Here is a 17,488-nt window from a genome sequence, read left to right on the forward strand (position 1 = left end):
TTGTCTTGTTGGTTTTTATTTATTGGAAAAGAAGCGGTACATAAACAGAAAAACAACAAATTTTAAAGAATTTTAAGATAGCAACCTAGGCAATAGTTGGATATAATAGAAGTGTTTTAATGACTGATGAAGTGAATAGAAGTGATGAAACAAAAATTGGAGGATTCAAATGAAAAGAAGCGACCAGAAAAAACGAAAAAGCTTTATTCCATATATTCTAGGTGCCACAGCTGTTGTAGCAATAGCTGGTGGAGGTTTTTTTTATTATCAACATTCTCAAGAAACCAAAACTGTTAACGAAGCGAAAACAACGATTAAACAATTTGTGAAGGCACTTGATAAAGGCGATTACAAAAAAGCAACGACCTTATTAGTACCAACCACGAAAAAATCGGAATGGACGACTCAAGAAATTTTAGAAAAGTATCAAAATATCTATGATGCTGTCGATATAAAAGGATATACTGTATCGGATTTAACTGTCGAAAAAAAGAAAAAGGATACATATACTTTTTCTTATACAGCTAAAATGAGTACAGCTCTGGGCGAACTAAACGACCTAAATTTTGAAGGAACGCTAATTCGCGAAAAAGATGGACCCAAAATCAATTGGCAACCCAATTTAATTTTTCCTACTATGGAAAATGGGGACAAAGTTAGTTTGAACACTCAAGAGGCAACTCGTGGTGAGATACTAGATCGAAATGGCGAAGGATTAGCAACTAATGGTCAGTTGAAGCAACTAGGTGTCGTGCCAAGTAAGTTAGGCGAAGGCGAAGAAAAAAATGCCAATATCAAAACCCTTGCTGAGCGAACACAATTGACAGAAGACACAATCAATCAAGCCATCTCACAGAGCTGGGTTCAACCAGATTATTTTGTTCCACTCAAAATAATTGACGGGGAAACCCCAGAATTACCTGCGGGTGCAACAATTCAAGAAGTAACTGGGCGATACTATCCTTTAAGTGAAGCCGCTGCACAATTAATTGGTTATGTAGGAGATATTACTGCCGAAGATATTGAAAAGAATCCAAAATTAAGTAGCGTAGGAAAAATTGGACGTTCTGGTCTGGAAATGGCTTTTGACAAAGAGTTACGTGGAACTAACGGTGGAAAATTAGTTATCACAGACGAAAATGGCAATGAAAAAAATATACTTCAAGAACAAAAAGTTAAAAATGGTGAATCAATAAAATTGACAATTGATGCAAAAGCTCAAAAGATTGCTTATGATGAATTAGGTGGAGAAGCTGGCTCAACTGTGGCTACTACGCCAAAAACAGGTGATTTACTCGTTTTAGCAAGTTCACCAAGTTACGATCCCAACAAAATGACTAATGGCATCTCTGAAAAGGACTACCAAGCATATGCCGATGATAAAAACCAACCATTTATCAGCCGTTTTGCTACTGGCTATGCACCAGGTTCTACATTTAAAATGATCACTGCAGCAATTGGCTTGGACAATGGCACACTAAATCCTGAAGAAAATCTAACTATTGATGGATTAAAATGGCAAAAAGATTCTTCTTGGGGCTCTTACGAAGTTACGCGGGTAAGTGATGTAGCACAAGTTGATTTACGAAATGCGTTGGTTTACTCTGATAATATTTATATGGCACAGCAAACATTGAAAATGGGGGAAAAAGCATTTCGCTCAGGCTTAGACAAGTTCATTTTTGGCGAAGAGTTGGATTTACCTATTAGTATGAATCCTGCACAGATTTCTAATGAAGATAGCTTTAAATCAGAAATTTTGTTAGCAGATACTGGCTATGGCCAAGGAGAATTATTGATTACACCAATCCAACAAGCGACGATGTATTCCGTTTTTGCTAACAATGGAAAGCTTATCTATCCTAAGCTAGTTGTAGATGCGAAAACAAAAACCAAAGATGATGTGATTAGTGACGCTGCTGTTCAAACAATCTTGCCAGACTTAGAAGCTGTTGTAACTGATCCTAAAGGGACTGCACATTCTCTGGCTAGCTTAGGTATTCCTATAGCAGCAAAAACAGGTACAGCGGAAATCAAAGAAAAGCAAGATGAAAAAGGACAAGAGAATAGCTTCTTATTTGCTACAAATCCAACTAATCAAGGCTATCTCATGGTAAGTATGTTAGAGGATAAAAAAGAAGATGATTCTGCAACAAAACGAGCACCAGAATTAGTAAACTATCTAAATGCAACTTATCAATAAAGGTTGTAGCGCAAAATACTTAACTCCGACAATATAACAAGCAGTCACTCATGATAGCCCTTCATATTTTAAAGGGAATGCAAGTTCTATCGAGGAGTTATTTTGGGAACAACGAGGGAAAGGTTGTGGCGCAAGACGTTCAGCTTCAAGCAATAAGATTTTCTTTCTAAAAATAGTTCCTCATGTTTTTATCAAAGAAGAGCTTGTTGCTGAAGTAGTTGCTTTGGGAAGACTGCCTATTCAACAAAAGGAGGTATGACAAAAGTCTTGTCATACCTCCTTTTTGTTGGTGAAACCTACGTTGAATCATCTAGTTAAACGTTATTAAACCTTAATCTTAAGCTTACTGAAACGATAAATGGAAATTGATACCTTTTCCGGACATTCAAAAATCATTAAAAACTTGAAAAGTGTCTCAAAGAAAATGCTTTTTACTTAATAATCATTTTCTCAAATCTATCAATCAGCCAATCAAATGATACTTTTCAAGCGTATCAAGACTTTCTAAAATGGTTTCTTCGTTATTGCTAAGTGGTTGCCAACCTAAGAGATCTTTTGCCTTTTGATTACTGACATTACGATTGATTTCAAGCATTAGCTTGCCTTCTTGCGCGGAAGCATTGAACAGGGCACCTAACTTAACAAAGGTGTTGGGTAAAAGATGATTGAGTTTCATTTTTTTAGCCAGTTCTGGTCGTTTCTTTTTGATAAGCGCAATGATTTCAGCCATTGAGATTTGGCCATCCTCAGTAGCGATAAACCGTTGATTTTTTGCCTGTGGATGTGTCATTGCTCGAACGTGCAAATCAGCGACATCACGGACATTAACAAGGTTTAAAGGAAGGTTGGGCATCGGTGAACCATTGAACAGGCTGTTTAATAATACGAAACTACCAGAAACATGTTCATTAAGAGAAGCACCCATAATTGCAACTGGATTGATGGTAGTTAATTCTAATGACGTGTTTGAATCTTCAATAAATTTCCATGCTGCTTTTTCAGCCAACAACTTGGATTTTTCATAAGCAGACAAGCCTTTTTCATCGGGATTCGTCCAATTTGCTTCCGTTGTGAGTGAGGATCGGTCTTTGTTACTAAAACCTACTGCTCCAAAATTTGCTGTCATGACAACACGTTTTACTTTTGCTCGCGCGGCAGCTTTTAAAATTCGTAGTGTTCCTTCCTCTGATTGCTGGCTAATAGTCAAATCTTTATTTTTGGCATCGAAAAGAGGTGAAGCAACACTCAAGACATAGGTGATACCAGCCATTGCTTCCTCCCAACCTTCATCTTTAGCCAAATCAGCTTGGATAAAACTTAGTTTTTCACTATTTTCCACCTGATTATTCCTTAACGTTTCCCAAACATCTGCTTGTTTAGTGAGGGATCTTAATGTTGCGCGAACTTCATACCCTTGATTCAAAAGAGCTAAAATAATTTGCATACCTAAATAGCCATTTCCACCTGTAACTAATACTTTATCTGTCATTTTTCTATCTCCTATCAGTTGCTTTTTTTGATTCATTTGTTTATGCTACTTATACTAGACCCTAGAGCATACTCTAGGGCAAGGAAAAAAGAAAAAAGGTGAAAAAATGAGTTACTCAATCAAAGAAGTCTCTCAAAAAGTCGGGCTATCTATTTACACATTACGATTCTACGACAAGCAAGGACTGCTTCCTTTTGTAGCAAGAAATGACGCAGGTTACCGTGAATTTACAGAGGGTGACTTAAAACTGATTCATACAATTTGCTGTCTAAAAGAAACAGGAATGAAAATAAGTGATATTCGACAGTACATTGAATTTGTCATGGCTGGTCCTGAAACGGTTGATTTACGAAAGAAACTTTTGTTGAGTCACCGACAAGAAGTATTAGAAAGGCAGAAAAAAATCGAAGAAAGTTTACAAGAAATCGACTACAAGATTGGTATGTATAGTTCGGAGGATGCGAAAAAACAAGTTGCTTTAGAAGTAAGCTATGCAATTGCTGAAAAAGAAAAGAATGGTTTAATGAATCCTTATGTGGAATGAAACTAAAAAAGTGTAATAAACTTCGTCGTTTGGCGAGGTTTATTTTTTTGCAAAAAAATTTAGTTGGAAAAGAAAATAATTTTGTAAGACAAGCTAGTTGATTTTTACATTAAATAATTAATAAAAAATAGTTGACAAATAGTTCGGTGCCGAACTATAATGAGTGACGAAATAAAGTTCGGTACCGAACTAAAAGAAAGGGATTTTGAAAATGAGTGAATTATCTGAACGTTTGATGAAACAACTACGTTTTATTAGTGAAGCAAGTAATGCTTTTATGAGTCAAAAAAAGCAAAAGTTTACTGGACAGCAACGAGTATTGTCAATTTTACGACTAGAGGATGGATTAGTCCAAAGCTACCTTGCTGAAGTTTTAGATTTACGACCAAGCTCGTTGGCGGAACTAATGAAGAAAATGGAAAAAAGTGGGGATATTACTCGCGAAGAAGATGAAAATGATAAACGAACAAAACGTGTTTATCTAACGGAACAAGGAAGAGAAAAAGCGGAGAAAAATGCGTCCTTCAAGCAAGAAAACCAAAGCGAAATCTTTTTTGCTGGTTTAACAGAAGAAGAACAAACAACTTTCAGTAACTTGTTAGAAAAAATTTCTAGTGGTTGGAGTGGCGAATTTCATCGTCAATCCGAAAAATTTATTGATCCATTAGATCGTTTCCAAGCAATGCAAGAAATGCGTGAAGCTCTATTTGAAGAATACGGTGGAGATTGGCAAAATTTATCACCAGAGGATTTACGAAAAATGCGTCGCGAAATGAAACGAATGATGCGAAAATCGCCATTTGGTGAACGTGGTGGTCGTCCAGATTTCCCACAAGATTTTCCAAACCGATTTGGTCATGATTTTCGACGTGATTTCTGGCGAAGTGGTCCAAACAGAGGAAAACAACCATTTAACAACGATGATTCTCATAGAAACAATGAGGATGAATGGGAAGATTTTTAAACTATCAAAAATTTTAGAATGAGTTTTAGGTATTAGGAGGAAAAGAAAATGGCACGAGGTGGCGGCGGACAACCCGCAAGATTTGCTGAAGAACTACCAGCATCTACTGGAGCATTTAAATTCAAAGATTTTATGAAATTGATTAACAGTGTAAGCTCAAAGAAAGGTTTATTTTTATTTGGGATCTTACTTAGTTTAGTGACAAGTGGCGCAAGTTTGGTAGTACCTCAGTTAACAAAGGGGCTGGTTGATACCAGTGAATTATCAAAAATTGACGGGAAAATGGTCGCAGTGCTACTTGTTGCATTTGCTGTTTATCTTGGTTTTGGAACGATTGGTGGTTTTTTACTTCGTTATGTTGGTGAAGATTCTGTTAAATCTCTAAGAGAAAAGTTATGGGCACATTTGCTTCACTTACCTGTAAGTTATTATGATGAACATAAATCAGGTGAAAGCAGCTCTCGTTTAGTAAATGACACAACAGTGATCAAAGATTTAGTAACGACGCAATTTCCAAACTTTATTACCGGAGCAATCCAATTAGTTGGCTCAGTTATTATTTTGGTCATTATGGATTGGAAGATGGCAATGTTGATGTTTGTTGCAGTACCAATCGTCATGATTATCATGATTCCAATTGGTAAGATGATGTCTAAAATTGGGCGCCAACTACAAGGAGCAACTGCTGATTTTAATGCGGATGCTACAGAAAAACTTGCTGAAATCCGTTTGATCAAATCAAGTAACGGGGAAGAAGCGGAAAAAAATAGTGGTCGTACGTTTATCGAAAAGATTTTTGTATTAGGTGTCAAAGATGCCAAAATCGAAGCTGTTTTACAACCAATTATGATGACAGCAATGCTTGGATTGTTTGTTGGGATTCTTGGATATGGCGCAGTTCGTGTTCAAGCAGGTACGTTAACAAGTGGTGAACTAGTAGCATTCCTTTTGTATCTATTTAATATCATCACACCTGTGACAAGCTTTGCGATGTTTTTCTCTCAAGCGCAAAAAGCAATGGGGGCAACTGAACGTATCCAACAAATTTTGGAAACGAAGATTGAAAAAAACGGTGAAGTTGCTGTCAATGTTGCAGGAAAAACAATCCAAGTAGAAAATATTTCTTTCAGCTATGAAGAAAATCATCCAATTCTAAAGGATATTTCATTTTATGCAAAACCTAATACAGTGGTCGCTTTTGCTGGACCAAGTGGTGGCGGGAAGTCAACGATTTTCTCATTACTTGAACGTTTTTACCAACCAACAGCAGGTAAACTGACTGTTGGCAATCAAGATATTCAGTCGTTTGATTTGAATGAATGGCGTTCACAAATTGGCTATGTATCACAAGATAGTGCAGTTTTTGCTGGAAGTATCCGAGATAATTTGCAATATGGTTTGGGTAGAACATTAAACGATGACGAGCTTTGGCATGGGTTAAGTTTAGCGTATGCTGATCAGTTTGTTCGTGATTTCCCTGAACAATTGGATACCAAAATTGGAGAACGTGGTGTGAAATTATCGGGTGGTCAAAAACAACGAATTGCGATTGCCCGTGCATTTTTACGAAACCCACAAATTTTGATGTTAGATGAAGCAACTGCAAGCTTGGATTCACAATCAGAAGAAAAAGTCCAACGTGCATTAGATCATTTGATGAAAGGTCGAACAACCTTAGTCATTGCCCATCGTTTATCAACAATTGTCGATGCAGATCAGATTTATTTCATTGAAAAAGGAACGGTTACTGGACATGGGACTCACAGCGAGTTGATTCATTCCCATAGTTTGTATGCTGAGTATGTCAATGAACAGATCGTTAATTAAATTTTGTCATAAATAATAGTAAAGAAACAAGGTAGAACAAAATATATTGTTCTACCTTGTTTGCTTTTAATTTAAGTCTAATTGGCTTTAACAGTATAAATCTTTCTCGTAAAATATTTTAAAATCAATGGAGAAACTAAAGTCGTTAGTAAAATGATAATCACTAGTGGGGAATAATATTGTGCTTCAATCAACTTACTTTGTTGCCCTATTTGTAAAATAATCAAAGCCATTTCGCCACGCGAAATCATTCCCGCACCGACCATCAATGAACTATTCCCAGAAAAACCAGCCACTTTTGCACCAAGATAGCCACCGACCAGTTTAGTCAAGATTGCAATAATCGTGAAGGCTAGAATGAAGAACAATTGACTTCCAAAATTAGTAAAATCAACCTCTAAACCAACACTGACAAAGAAAACAGGGATAAAAATAGAATAACCCAGCGCTTCGACATTATGATAGACTTCTTGTTTAACTTTTGTTTGACTGACCGCGATTCCTGCAAAAAATGCGCCAATTACTGAACTAAGACCAACTAAGTCTGCCACAAAAGACATACCTAAACAGATGACTAAGGAAACAATGATCACAGCAGAATTCGCATAAATTTTTCCTGCAAAAGACATCAATAAAGGGGCAATCCATTTAACTAACAAGAAAATAAATACGAAATAAATCACTTGCTCCAATAAAATCAATGGGAGAGGTGTTTGGTTGGATGTATCACCAGTTAAGAATGAAAGACTTAAACTTAGCACTAAGACGACTAAAATATCATCCACTACAGAAGCCCCTAGAATCGTCGATCCTTCTTTGGTGTTGACCACATTTAATTCCTTCAATACCTCAACTGAAATACTTACTGAAGTTGCTGCAAGGATGATTCCAAAAAACAAGGCTTCATTTAACGGAACGTGAAAAGCCTCGCCTGTGAGCCAACCAAAAATTACTGGAAATAGGATTCCCAATAAAGCTACAAACATACCTGGCTTAAAATACTTTTTAAGTAAAGATAAATCACTTTCTAAGCCTGCAAGAAACATTAACAAAATCACACCAATTTCTGAAAAATCATGCACTAAGATGTTGGGATGTACCCAATTTAAACCTGCCTGTCCTAAAATCACGCCGACTAATAACTGTCCAATTACAGCAGGAATCCCAATACGGCGTGAAAGATGTGAACCAAGAGTTGTTGCAATCAAAATCAGACATAGGGTTCCAATAAATTCCATTTGATCATTTCCTTTCATTTGAATAAAAAAAAACAGAACGCCTGCTAGACAAAAAAATCAGGCGAACCATTTCTTTTCAATACGATTAATACTTAGATTAGTTGATCGTTATTTTTTTTAATTTGAAAAAACTGATTGCTTCTGACACGCCCATAATGATCAAAATCACACCAAAAATCTGGAATAACACTAACAAACTAGCAAATGGGTTGAATAGCAGAACGATTCCGCCAATCAATATTAATACACTGTAGATAAGCCACGGTGTTGACTTCATATTCAATCCCATTATCAATTGGAAAACGCCATTACAAATAATGGCCAAGCCTAACAGAACCGGTAAAATCGAAGCAATAGCTGGTGCAAAAAACAACACAACCAATGCCAAAATGAGAAAGACGATTCCACTAAACAGGCCAAAGCCCCAACTTCCGACTTGTTTTTTACGTTTATAATCTTCAAATAAATTAAACAGTCCTAACAAGCAAAAATAAGCAGTAATTAGATAACCAATGAGATTAAAAACAGCTCTTGGATTAATAACAATCAGCACGCCTAAAATGATATAAATAATAGCTCTGACTAAAGCATAAGTTTTAAAATTTCTTTTTAATCCTTCCATCATATGAAAACCTCCTTTTCTTTTATTCTATAACATAAGTTGTTAGTTTGCCAAGAAAACCGATTAGTATTCGCCAAGAAAAAAATAAGATACCTTATTTTAGAAATAACAAAGTGATTAAAAATTTAATAGCGCTAACAATTCATTTTCATTTGAAAATAAAATAGCATCATTTATCAAAACACTTGGAACGTCAGTTTGCGGAATAGGCTGATTGGTAATGATCAAATCAAATACGCTTAAATCATAGTCAACGATTTCTTCCTCTGTGATAGCTAACATATCTGAACGAATTTTGTGTAAAGAAAGCGTTGCATGGATATAATTACCGATATATTGGCTATGATTGATTCCCATATCACTGACGACTAAGATTTTTTTAGATGATGAAATACTTTGATTGATTCCTGGATAACCATTCAATAGCCAAAAAATGTAAGAAGAAGAATGGTTGAGTAAATTGGTTTCCAATAGGGCGGAAAAGAAGTGTAATTCTGCTTGAAGTCTTGCATATAAATGGAGTTGAGTAAAGTGAATATGTCTTGCAAATAAGGTTGCTCGTTGTGTTAATTCCGTCGTATCAAATGGGACTAATTGAGAGAATAAATAAAGACAAGTCAAGAGATGCACAATAAAATCGACTGCATCTTCTGTGAGCTTCTCTGTTTGTGAAAAAGAATTAAATTTTAGATTGATTCGTATTTTTTCGCTGATATCCCTTTTTTCTTCATAAGAAAACTGCTGGAAAGGCCCTTTTTGAAAATAATAAAGAACTTCTTGATACGTAGCAATGTCTAATCCGGAAAAATACTGACATAAATAGTCATGATCTTCATAGTTGATTTTCATATGCTCAGGAGATCGTTGCTCTGGGTAAAGTAGAAATCCCTGCTTCTCTCGCTCCAAGCTAACCATGAAATACATAATAAAAAAAGTGTGTTCGTAACTATTGTCACCACTAATGATATTCAGTTGGCAGTGATTACGACGCATTAATTGTTTCATTTCTTGCTTGTCGGCTTGATACGGCAGTGCGTAGTGACCATAATAAATCAAAAAGAAAAAGGTGACGAAAATCCGTAATGATAATTCACTTTCTGTGCTTGTCAACTGATAGCCTTGATCAACAACGATTTTCAGTGAATATTTCTCTAATACTTGATTACACTGTTTTATCTTTCGGGCAAAGGAAGAGCGACTGATACTGATGGCCTCACAATAATATTCAATTGTATTTCCTGGATTTTGAATAAATTCATTCAAAAGTTGGGTATTCGTTGAAGTTTGTGCCATATCCGTTAGCATCTGTAGATAAACCGAGACATTGAATCTCTCCAACCGATAGCCAAGTTTATGGGAGGTTTGAATCGTTAATGCTTTTCCCCAACGCTGTTTTATCTCTTCAACATAACGAATAAACGTAGACTCAGAACTTCCAATATATTTTGCAAGTTCTTTTTTAGTCATCCACTCGTCAGAAATGGATAATATTCTAATAATTTCTTCCATTTTCCTATAATTTTCTTCCAGTAGCCTAATCATACTTTTTCCTCCCCAACCCTTTACTTTAATGAAACAACCATCGAAAGAATGAAGCAATCTCATAAATGAAACCGCTCGGTATAAAAACTGGTGTGATTTAATTACCGGCTTCTTCGTATAATAATTATTAGATTAGAATAATGAAAAATTATGTCGTTAGCTATTCTAATTGAATTACTGACTCACAAAGGAAAGGAGAGAATAGAAATTAAATTATTGAAGAAACTTGGGATTGTTGGTGCTGTGCTACTACTTGTTTCATCTTATTTAATGCCAATTGCTGTGAATGCAGAAACTGTTGATACTGTTGAAATCACGTCAGCGCAGATAACGACAGATGAGAATAACCAGACCTCTTTACAAGTGGATCTGAAGCTTATCAATCAGACAGATACAGCATTAAAAAAGGAAATCAAGTTGACAAATGCCCGCTTGATCGATACAAAAGAACTTCAAAAAGATGGCTACTCTTACCAAGTAGAAGATCATATTCTCAGTTTAACAATTGCGAGTGGAACAAATCAGCAAATTCAACTTTCGTTAGCTGTTGATTCTCAATCCTCAGATGTTACCCAAACACCTAAGTTATTGTACGAAAAAAATGAATTTGAAGTATCTTTCATGCCTGATAAAACTGTGAGTGAAACAACTCCAAAAGAAACGGAAATAGATAGCACAACAGATAACACTATAGCAGAAGATAATGCTGTCAAGCCAACTGATGAAGAAATCGTTCGTCCTTTCGCCGAAGCAAAAATGGCTGCAGCTGCTGATTTTTCTCAAAAAGCGCAAGAGTCGATCATGCCAGAGTACACGACAGACAGCTCGGGAACTTACCCAACAGCTAGTTGGCAACCAACTAGTAATCAGCAAGTTATCAATCACCAAGGAAATAAACAAGGAAGCAGCACCGAATGGGACGGAGTAACTTCGTGGAATGGTGATCCTTTAAACAAAACGAACTCATATATTGAATACGGGGGTACTGGCGACCAAGCCGATTACGCCATTCGTAAATATGCAAAAGAAACTTCGACGCCGGGACTTTTTGACGTCTACTTAAATGTTCGGGGAAACGTTCAAAAGGAGATCACACCGCTAGATTTAGTTTTGGTCGTTGACTGGTCAGGAAGTATGAACGATAACAATCGAATCGGAGAGGTCCAAAAAGGGGTCGATCGTTTCGTCGATACTTTAGCAGATAGCGGAATTACTGACAGTATTAGTATGGGCTACGTTGGATATTCAAGTGATGGCTACAGAAATGGCACAGTTCCGATAGGTTCGTTTGACTCTGTAAAAGACCCAATCAAAAATATTACACCAGGTAGTACAACTGGAGGAACGTTTACACAAAGAGCATTACGTGATGCTGGAGATATGTTAGCAACACCTAATGGACATAAAAAAGTCATTGTTTTATTAACGGACGGTGTACCGACATTTTCATATAAAGTCAGCCGTGTTCAAGCCGAAGCAGATGGTAGCTACTATGGTACGGAATTTACGAATCAACAAGATACACCAAGCAATACTTCCTATATTTCAAATAGCTACAACGCGCGTGATCAAAATAATACGAACCGTCGAATCGACAGTACGTTTGTCGCGACAATTGGCGAAGCACTAGCATTAAAACAACGTGGTATTGAAATTCATGGATTAGGTATTCAATTGCAAAGTGATCCTCGTGCTAATTTATCGAAACAAGAAGTTGAAAATAAAATGCGACAAATGGTTTCTGAAGATGAGAATGGCGATTTGTACTATGAATCTGCTGATTATGCGCCAGATATCTCTGATTACTTAGCAAAGAAAGCCGTTCAAATTGCTGGAACTGTTGTTAACGGTAACGTTACTGATCCAATTGCTGAACCTTTTATTTATGAACCAGATACTTTAAGTATTAAAAGTGTTGGCTCAGTTCAAGTTCCATCTATGCCAAGCATCACAATGGACGGAACAACGGTAAAAAGTGATGGTATTTATTTAGGTAAGCAGCAAGAAATTCAAATTCATTATCAAATTAGGCTACAAACTGAATCAGACTCATTCAAACCAGATTTCTGGTACCAAATGAATGGGCGAACAACTTTTCAACCAGTGGCAACTTCAAATGAACTTGCAGATTTCGGCGTTCCTTCTGGTAAGGCGCCTGGAGTCAAATTGAATTTCAAAAAACTTTGGGAAGAATTTGATCAAGACACAAGCAGTCGACCAGAAAATGTTACTTATGAAGTTACGCGTAAACAAGTAACAAATTCAGCGAATTGGCAGACTGGTTACATCAAAATTTTGAAACCTGAAAATGACACTAGTAACACGTGGGAAAGAACCAATATCACACAGTTATCCAAAACAGCTGATGATTCTTATGATGAAACCCTTAGTCTTCCTCAATACAACAACCAAGGGGAAAATTTCAGCTATCAGATGAGTAATGAAGTTGCAGTGCCGGGTTATGACCAAGAAAAAGTAGATGAAACAACTTGGAAAAACACGAAGCAGTTCAAGCCATTAGATTTGAAAGTAATCAAAAACTCTTCAACTGGTGAAAAAAATCTTGAAGGAGCAATTTTTGAATTAACCGGAAATGGCGTGAAAACAAATTTGATTGACAACCAAGATGGTAGTTATTCGTTGCCTAAAGAAATTCGTTTACAAAAAGGGCAGACTTATACACTGACAGAGCTCCAAGCTCCGAAAGGTCATGAATTAGGTGAAAAGACAACTTGGAACATTGAGATCACGAACCAAGGTACAGTGAAGGTCGATGGAAAAGAAGTTACTACGAGTAGCCAAGTAATTTCATTAGAAATTGAAAACCAATTTTCCGAGTTGCCAGTCAATGTCAGAAAATACACGCTGCAAAACGGCGAACAAGTCAATCTAGCAGATGCAACATTTGAATTGCAAAGAAAAGATGAGCAAGGTATCTATCAAAAAGTAGGTACTGAAAAAACAGGCCAATCGGGGATCGCTCATTTTGTGATTGATCAATCGGGAATGTATCGAATGGTCGAAACTTCTGGTCCGCTCGGATATGACACGCTTGCTGGAAATTATGAATTCGAAGTTGATAAATACGGACAGATTCATTATGAAGGTAAGAATGTCGACGAAGAAGCAAAAGAATGGACAATATCTCACGAAAATCATTTAAAAGCTTTTGATTTGACTGTTCACAAAAAAGCAGATGATCAAACAGCACTAAAAGGAGCTAGATTCCGCTTAACTGGTCCAGATACAGATATTGAATTACCAAAAGATGGCAAAGAAACAGATACCTTCCTCTTTGAAAGCTTGCAACCTGGTAAATATACATTGACGGAAACATTTACTCCTGAAGGTTATCAAGGCTTAAAAGAACCTATTCAACTCGTGATTAGTGAAGAAGGGACAGTAACCATTGACGGAAAAGAAATCGATGATGTACTCATTACTGGTGAACAAAACAACCAAATCGACTTAGATGTAACGAACCAAGCAAAAATCCCTCTACCAGAAACTGGTGGGATTGGTCGTGTTTGGCTCTACTTGATTGCTGCAATTAGTTTAGCAACAGTCGGTGGTTATTTATTCATCAAGCAACGACCAGAAGGAGGGGTGTAACGAATGAAAAACGCGCGATTATTGAAAGTGTGTGTGTTCGTTCTTGTACTTTTTGGCTTTTCACAACAAGCATTGGCAGAAAGCAAGCAAGCAAACGTTCAGATTACTTTACACAAATTACTATTTCCTGAAGGTCAGTTGCCTACAGAACAAGAAAATTCTGGTGAAGAAGGTACCTTACTACAAAATTATCGTGGGCTCAATGATGTGGATTATCAAGTATTTGACGTAACGGATTCCTTTTATCAGTTACGTAGTGGGGGAGATTCTATTCAATCGGCTCAAACTAAATTAGCTCAAACTGGTGCTTCAGCCGGGGAGCTGGTTGCTGAAGGAACAACAAGCCGTGTGAACGGTGAAGATGGGATTTTATCTTTCACTTTACCAAGTAAAGATGAAAAGCAACGTGATAAAGCTTATCTATTTATTGAAGCTAACGCGCCAGAAGTTGTTAAAGAAAAAGCAAGTAATCTGGTCGTGATTTTACCAGTGCAAGATGCAAACGGCACTGATTTGTCGACAATCCATCTTTATCCTAAAAATGAAGAAAATGCGTACGACCTACCACCACTAGAAAAAACTGTGTTGGAGGGAGAATCTGGATTTACTGTAGGTGATGCTATTCATTATCAATTGAAGACAACCATCCCAACAAACATCTTAGATTATCAACAGTTTCGTATTTCAGATACTGCTGATCCAACGCTGACACCTTTACCAAATACACTGAAGGTATCCGTGGATGGACAAGAGTTAACTAATGGCTACACGACGAAGACGAACGCTCATGGATTTACGTTAGATTTTTCAATTCAAGAGCTCCAGAAGTTTGCGAAAAAACAACTAGCAATTTCTTACCAGATGACACTAGGAAAAGATGCGAAACCTGATACAGCTATTCTGAATGAAGGTCGTTTAGACAGCGACAAACATTCCATCACAAAGAAAACAGCTGTGCGAACAGGTGGCAAACGATTTGTTAAAGTCTCTAGTGAAAATCAATCAGAAAAACTGTCCGGGGCAGTCTTTCTCGTAAAAGACCAAGTAGGTAACTACTTACATGAATCAGCTAGTGGGTACACTTGGAACAAAGAGAAGCAAACAGCACAACAATTTTCATCTGATCGTTCTGGAAATTTTACAGTCAAAGGACTAAAAGATGGACGTTATTTCTTAGAAGAAATCAAAGCGCCTGATAATTACGTTTTAAGTCAGGAAACCATTCCATTTACGATTACAGAACATTCTTATTTATCTAATGGGCAAGAGACGATGCCTTTAAAAATCGTCAATAAAAAGATAAAACATTCAGGATTATTACCAAAAACAAATGACCAACAAACCGTTTGGTGGGGAGTAGTTGGAATAGTATTAATTGGTGTAGTGATTGGTTGGATCTTTTATCAAAAGCGAGGAGCAAAAAAATGAAACAGTTTAAAAAAGTTTGGTATTTATTAAGCACATTGTTACTGACCTTGCCACTTTTTACAGGTCTATTAAGTACAGTTCAAGCTTTCGCAGCAGAAAATAATGACACAGCAAAAGTGATTTTACACAAGAAAAAAATGACTGATTTTCCTGACCCATTGATTCAAAATAGTGGGAAAGAGATGAGTGAGTTCGACCAGTATCAAGGACTAGCTGGCGTCACATTTAGTGTTTACGACGTGACAGCAGAATTTTATGCACAACGCGAAGCAGGTGCAACAGTCGATGCTGCTAAACAAGCTGTTCAAGGGTTAACAACAGGCACACCATTTGCACAAGGTACAACCGATGCGAACGGAAATGTTCGTTTAGATTTGCCAAAGAAACAACAAAGTAAAGACGCAGTTTATACTATCAAAGAAGAAGCAAAAGACGGCGTAACTGCTGCTGCAAATATGGTCGTTGCTTTTCCTGTTTATGAACTAATCAAACAAGCAGATGGTTCTTACAAATACGGAACAGAAGAATTGACAACCATTCATCTTTATCCAAAAAATATTGTAGCCAACGATGGCGCATTACACGTCAAAAAAGTTGGTACTGCTGAAAATGAATCTTTAAATGGCGCAGAATTTGTTATCTCAAAGACAGAAGGAACTCCAAGCGTCGTAAAATATATCCAAGGTGTGAAAGATGGTCTTTACACTTGGACAACTGATAAAACCCAAGCGAAGCACTTCATCACTGGGAAAGATTATGCAATTGGTGAAAATGATTTTACAGAAACAGATGCTGCAACTGGTGAATTGACAATCAAAAATCTTGAAGTCGGTTCTTATGTACTAGAGGAAGTTAAAGCACCTGATAATGCAGAATTAATTGAAAGTCAAACAAAAACAGATTTTACAATTGAAGCGGATAACCAAACAGCTGTAGAAAAAACAATTAAAAATGACACGTCAAAAGTAGAAAAAACAACACCTAATTTAGATGGAAACGACGTTGCAATCGGCGAAAAAATCCAATATGAGATTTCTGTTAATATTCCTTTAGGTATTGCAGATAAAGAAGGCGATGCAAATAAATATGTTAAATTCAATCTGATTGATACTCATGACGAAGCCTTGACTTTTGACAACATTGCTTCAGGTAACAATGCCTACGCACTTTATGATGGCGATACATTAATCACGCCAGCAAATTATCAAGTAACAGAACAAGAAAATGGCTTCACTGTAGCAGTTGATCCTGCATTTATTCCTTCATTGACGCCAGGCGGTACTTTGAAATTTGTTTATTACATGCACTTAAATGAAAAAGCAGATCCAACTAAAGGATTTAAAAACGAAGCCAACGTCGATAACGGACACACAGATGATAAAACACCGCCAACTGTTGAAGTTGTTACTGGTGGGAAAAGATTTATCAAAGTGGATGGCGATGTCTCATCAACACAAGCATTAGCAGGCGCTTCATTTGTCGTACGTGATCAAGATAGTGACACAGCTAATTACTTGAACATCGATGAAGCAACAAAAGCAGTCACTTGGGTAAAAAACAAAGCAGATGCAACTACTTTCACAACATCAGCAGATGGACTAGTAGATGTAACTGGGTTAGACTACGGAACGTATTACTTGGAAGAAACAGTTGCTCCTAACGATTACGTTTTATTAACAAATCGAATTGAATTTGAAGTTGATGAACACTCATACGGAACAACTGAAAACTTAGTTGCTCCAGAAAAAGTTCCAAATAAACACAAAGGAACTTTACCTTCAACTGGTGGTAGCGGAATCTACTTGTACATTGGCACAGGTGCTTTATTACTGGTTGTTGTAGGGCTATACTTTGCTAAACGCCGCAAAGAAAATGTATAGAAGCTAAGCTTGCATTAAAAAGTGAAGCAAGACTTTCGATTTGAAAAATAATCGAAGGATTCTATCTACCAAAACAATAAAAGAGCCTGAGACATTGTGCTGTCCTGGGCTCTTTTATTTATTGATCTTCATCTAGGGA

The 17,488-nt window shown here is 36.8% G+C and carries 11 protein-coding genes; 7 read left to right on the plus strand and 4 right to left on the minus strand.

The annotated features are described in order from the left end of the window. Positions 1-169 precede the first annotated feature (169 nt). Entirely contained in the window at positions 170-2,203 is a 2,034-nt protein-coding gene (gene pbp4 / locus AC4BD1_RS06160; protein WP_490486004.1) for a penicillin-binding protein PBP4(5), read from the plus strand. 463 nt (positions 2,204-2,666) lie between these two features. On the opposite strand, the gene AC4BD1_RS06165 is transcribed toward pbp4, so the two are convergent. Next, on the minus strand, positions 2,667-3,692 hold the full coding sequence (locus AC4BD1_RS06165; protein WP_206907877.1) for an SDR family oxidoreductase: 1,026 nt from the start codon (positions 3,690-3,692) through the stop codon (positions 2,667-2,669). A gap of 106 nt (positions 3,693-3,798) precedes the next feature. On the opposite strand from AC4BD1_RS06165, the gene AC4BD1_RS06170 reads away from it, so the two are divergent. From AC4BD1_RS06170 to AC4BD1_RS06180, 3 genes are all read left to right on the plus strand, one after another. Beyond that, the gene (locus tag AC4BD1_RS06170; RefSeq protein WP_206907879.1) at positions 3,799-4,236 is read left to right on the plus strand and encodes a MerR family transcriptional regulator; all 438 of its coding nucleotides are present in this window, start codon (positions 3,799-3,801) and stop codon (positions 4,234-4,236) included. Positions 4,237-4,447: 211 nt separating this feature from the next. After that, a complete protein-coding gene (locus tag AC4BD1_RS06175; protein ID WP_490467263.1) occupies positions 4,448-5,200 on the plus strand; it encodes a MarR family winged helix-turn-helix transcriptional regulator in 753 nt (250 codons plus the stop codon). Between the two features lie 132 nt (positions 5,201-5,332). Continuing rightward, positions 5,333-7,027: an ABC transporter ATP-binding protein gene (locus AC4BD1_RS06180; RefSeq protein ID WP_490486020.1), complete on the plus strand. Its 1,695-nt coding sequence runs from the start codon at positions 5,333-5,335 to the stop codon at positions 7,025-7,027. A gap of 77 nt (positions 7,028-7,104) precedes the next feature. Here the strand turns inward: AC4BD1_RS06180 and AC4BD1_RS06185 are convergent, their stop codons facing one another. From AC4BD1_RS06185 to AC4BD1_RS06195, 3 genes are all read right to left on the minus strand, one after another. Continuing rightward, on the minus strand, positions 7,105-8,265 hold the full coding sequence (locus AC4BD1_RS06185; protein WP_206907885.1) for a cation:proton antiporter: 1,161 nt from the start codon (positions 8,263-8,265) through the stop codon (positions 7,105-7,107). Positions 8,266-8,362: 97 nt separating this feature from the next. Then, positions 8,363-8,890 carry an HdeD family acid-resistance protein gene (locus tag AC4BD1_RS06190; protein WP_206907887.1) on the minus strand — a complete coding sequence of 176 codons (528 nt, stop codon included), beginning with the start codon at positions 8,888-8,890 and terminating at the stop codon, positions 8,363-8,365. Between the two features lie 114 nt (positions 8,891-9,004). After that, positions 9,005-10,429, minus strand: a complete 1,425-nt coding sequence (locus tag AC4BD1_RS06195) for an AcpB/EbpR/MafR family transcriptional regulator (RefSeq protein ID WP_490485320.1) — start codon at positions 10,427-10,429, stop codon at positions 9,005-9,007. 150 nt (positions 10,430-10,579) lie between these two features. On the opposite strand from AC4BD1_RS06195, the gene AC4BD1_RS06200 reads away from it, so the two are divergent. The 3 genes from AC4BD1_RS06200 to AC4BD1_RS06210 are packed head-to-tail and all read left to right on the plus strand — an operon-like array spanning position 10,580 to position 17,349. Continuing rightward, on the plus strand, positions 10,580-14,041 hold the full coding sequence (locus tag AC4BD1_RS06200) for a SpaA isopeptide-forming pilin-related protein (RefSeq protein ID WP_490485321.1): 3,462 nt from the start codon (positions 10,580-10,582) through the stop codon (positions 14,039-14,041). A 3-nt stretch (positions 14,042-14,044) separates the two neighbouring features. Continuing rightward, positions 14,045-15,469, plus strand: coding sequence for a SpaH/EbpB family LPXTG-anchored major pilin (locus AC4BD1_RS06205; RefSeq protein ID WP_490467266.1), 1,425 nt, complete (start codon positions 14,045-14,047; stop codon positions 15,467-15,469). After that, positions 15,466-17,349: a SpaH/EbpB family LPXTG-anchored major pilin gene (locus AC4BD1_RS06210; RefSeq protein WP_490485322.1), complete on the plus strand. Its 1,884-nt coding sequence runs from the start codon at positions 15,466-15,468 to the stop codon at positions 17,347-17,349. Before AC4BD1_RS06205 ends, AC4BD1_RS06210 begins: the two co-directional genes overlap by 4 nt. Positions 17,350-17,488 lie beyond the last annotated feature (139 nt).

The organism is Enterococcus sp. DJ147D b, from assembly GCF_058216655.1.

Excerpts from the sequence above, each read along its gene's own strand:
- AC4BD1_RS06170 (WP_206907879.1), top strand. The coding sequence starts at position 3,799 with ATGAGTTACTCAATCAAAGAAGTCTCTCAAAAAGTCGGGCTATCTATT.
- AC4BD1_RS06165 (WP_206907877.1), bottom strand. The coding sequence starts at position 3,692 with ATGACAGATAAAGTATTAGTTACAGGTGGAAATGGCTATTTAGGTATG.
- AC4BD1_RS06185 (WP_206907885.1), bottom strand. The coding sequence starts at position 8,265 with ATGGAATTTATTGGAACCCTATGTCTGATTTTGATTGCAACAACTCTT.
- AC4BD1_RS06190 (WP_206907887.1), bottom strand. The coding sequence starts at position 8,890 with ATGATGGAAGGATTAAAAAGAAATTTTAAAACTTATGCTTTAGTCAGA.
- AC4BD1_RS06180 (WP_490486020.1), top strand. The coding sequence starts at position 5,333 with ATGAAATTGATTAACAGTGTAAGCTCAAAGAAAGGTTTATTTTTATTT.
- AC4BD1_RS06175 (WP_490467263.1), top strand. The coding sequence starts at position 4,448 with ATGAGTGAATTATCTGAACGTTTGATGAAACAACTACGTTTTATTAGT.
- AC4BD1_RS06210 (WP_490485322.1), top strand. The coding sequence starts at position 15,466 with ATGAAACAGTTTAAAAAAGTTTGGTATTTATTAAGCACATTGTTACTG.
- AC4BD1_RS06205 (WP_490467266.1), top strand. The coding sequence starts at position 14,045 with ATGAAAAACGCGCGATTATTGAAAGTGTGTGTGTTCGTTCTTGTACTT.
- AC4BD1_RS06195 (WP_490485320.1), bottom strand. The coding sequence starts at position 10,429 with ATGATTAGGCTACTGGAAGAAAATTATAGGAAAATGGAAGAAATTATT.
- pbp4 (WP_490486004.1), top strand. The coding sequence starts at position 170 with ATGAAAAGAAGCGACCAGAAAAAACGAAAAAGCTTTATTCCATATATT.
- AC4BD1_RS06200 (WP_490485321.1), top strand. The coding sequence starts at position 10,580 with ATGTCGTTAGCTATTCTAATTGAATTACTGACTCACAAAGGAAAGGAG.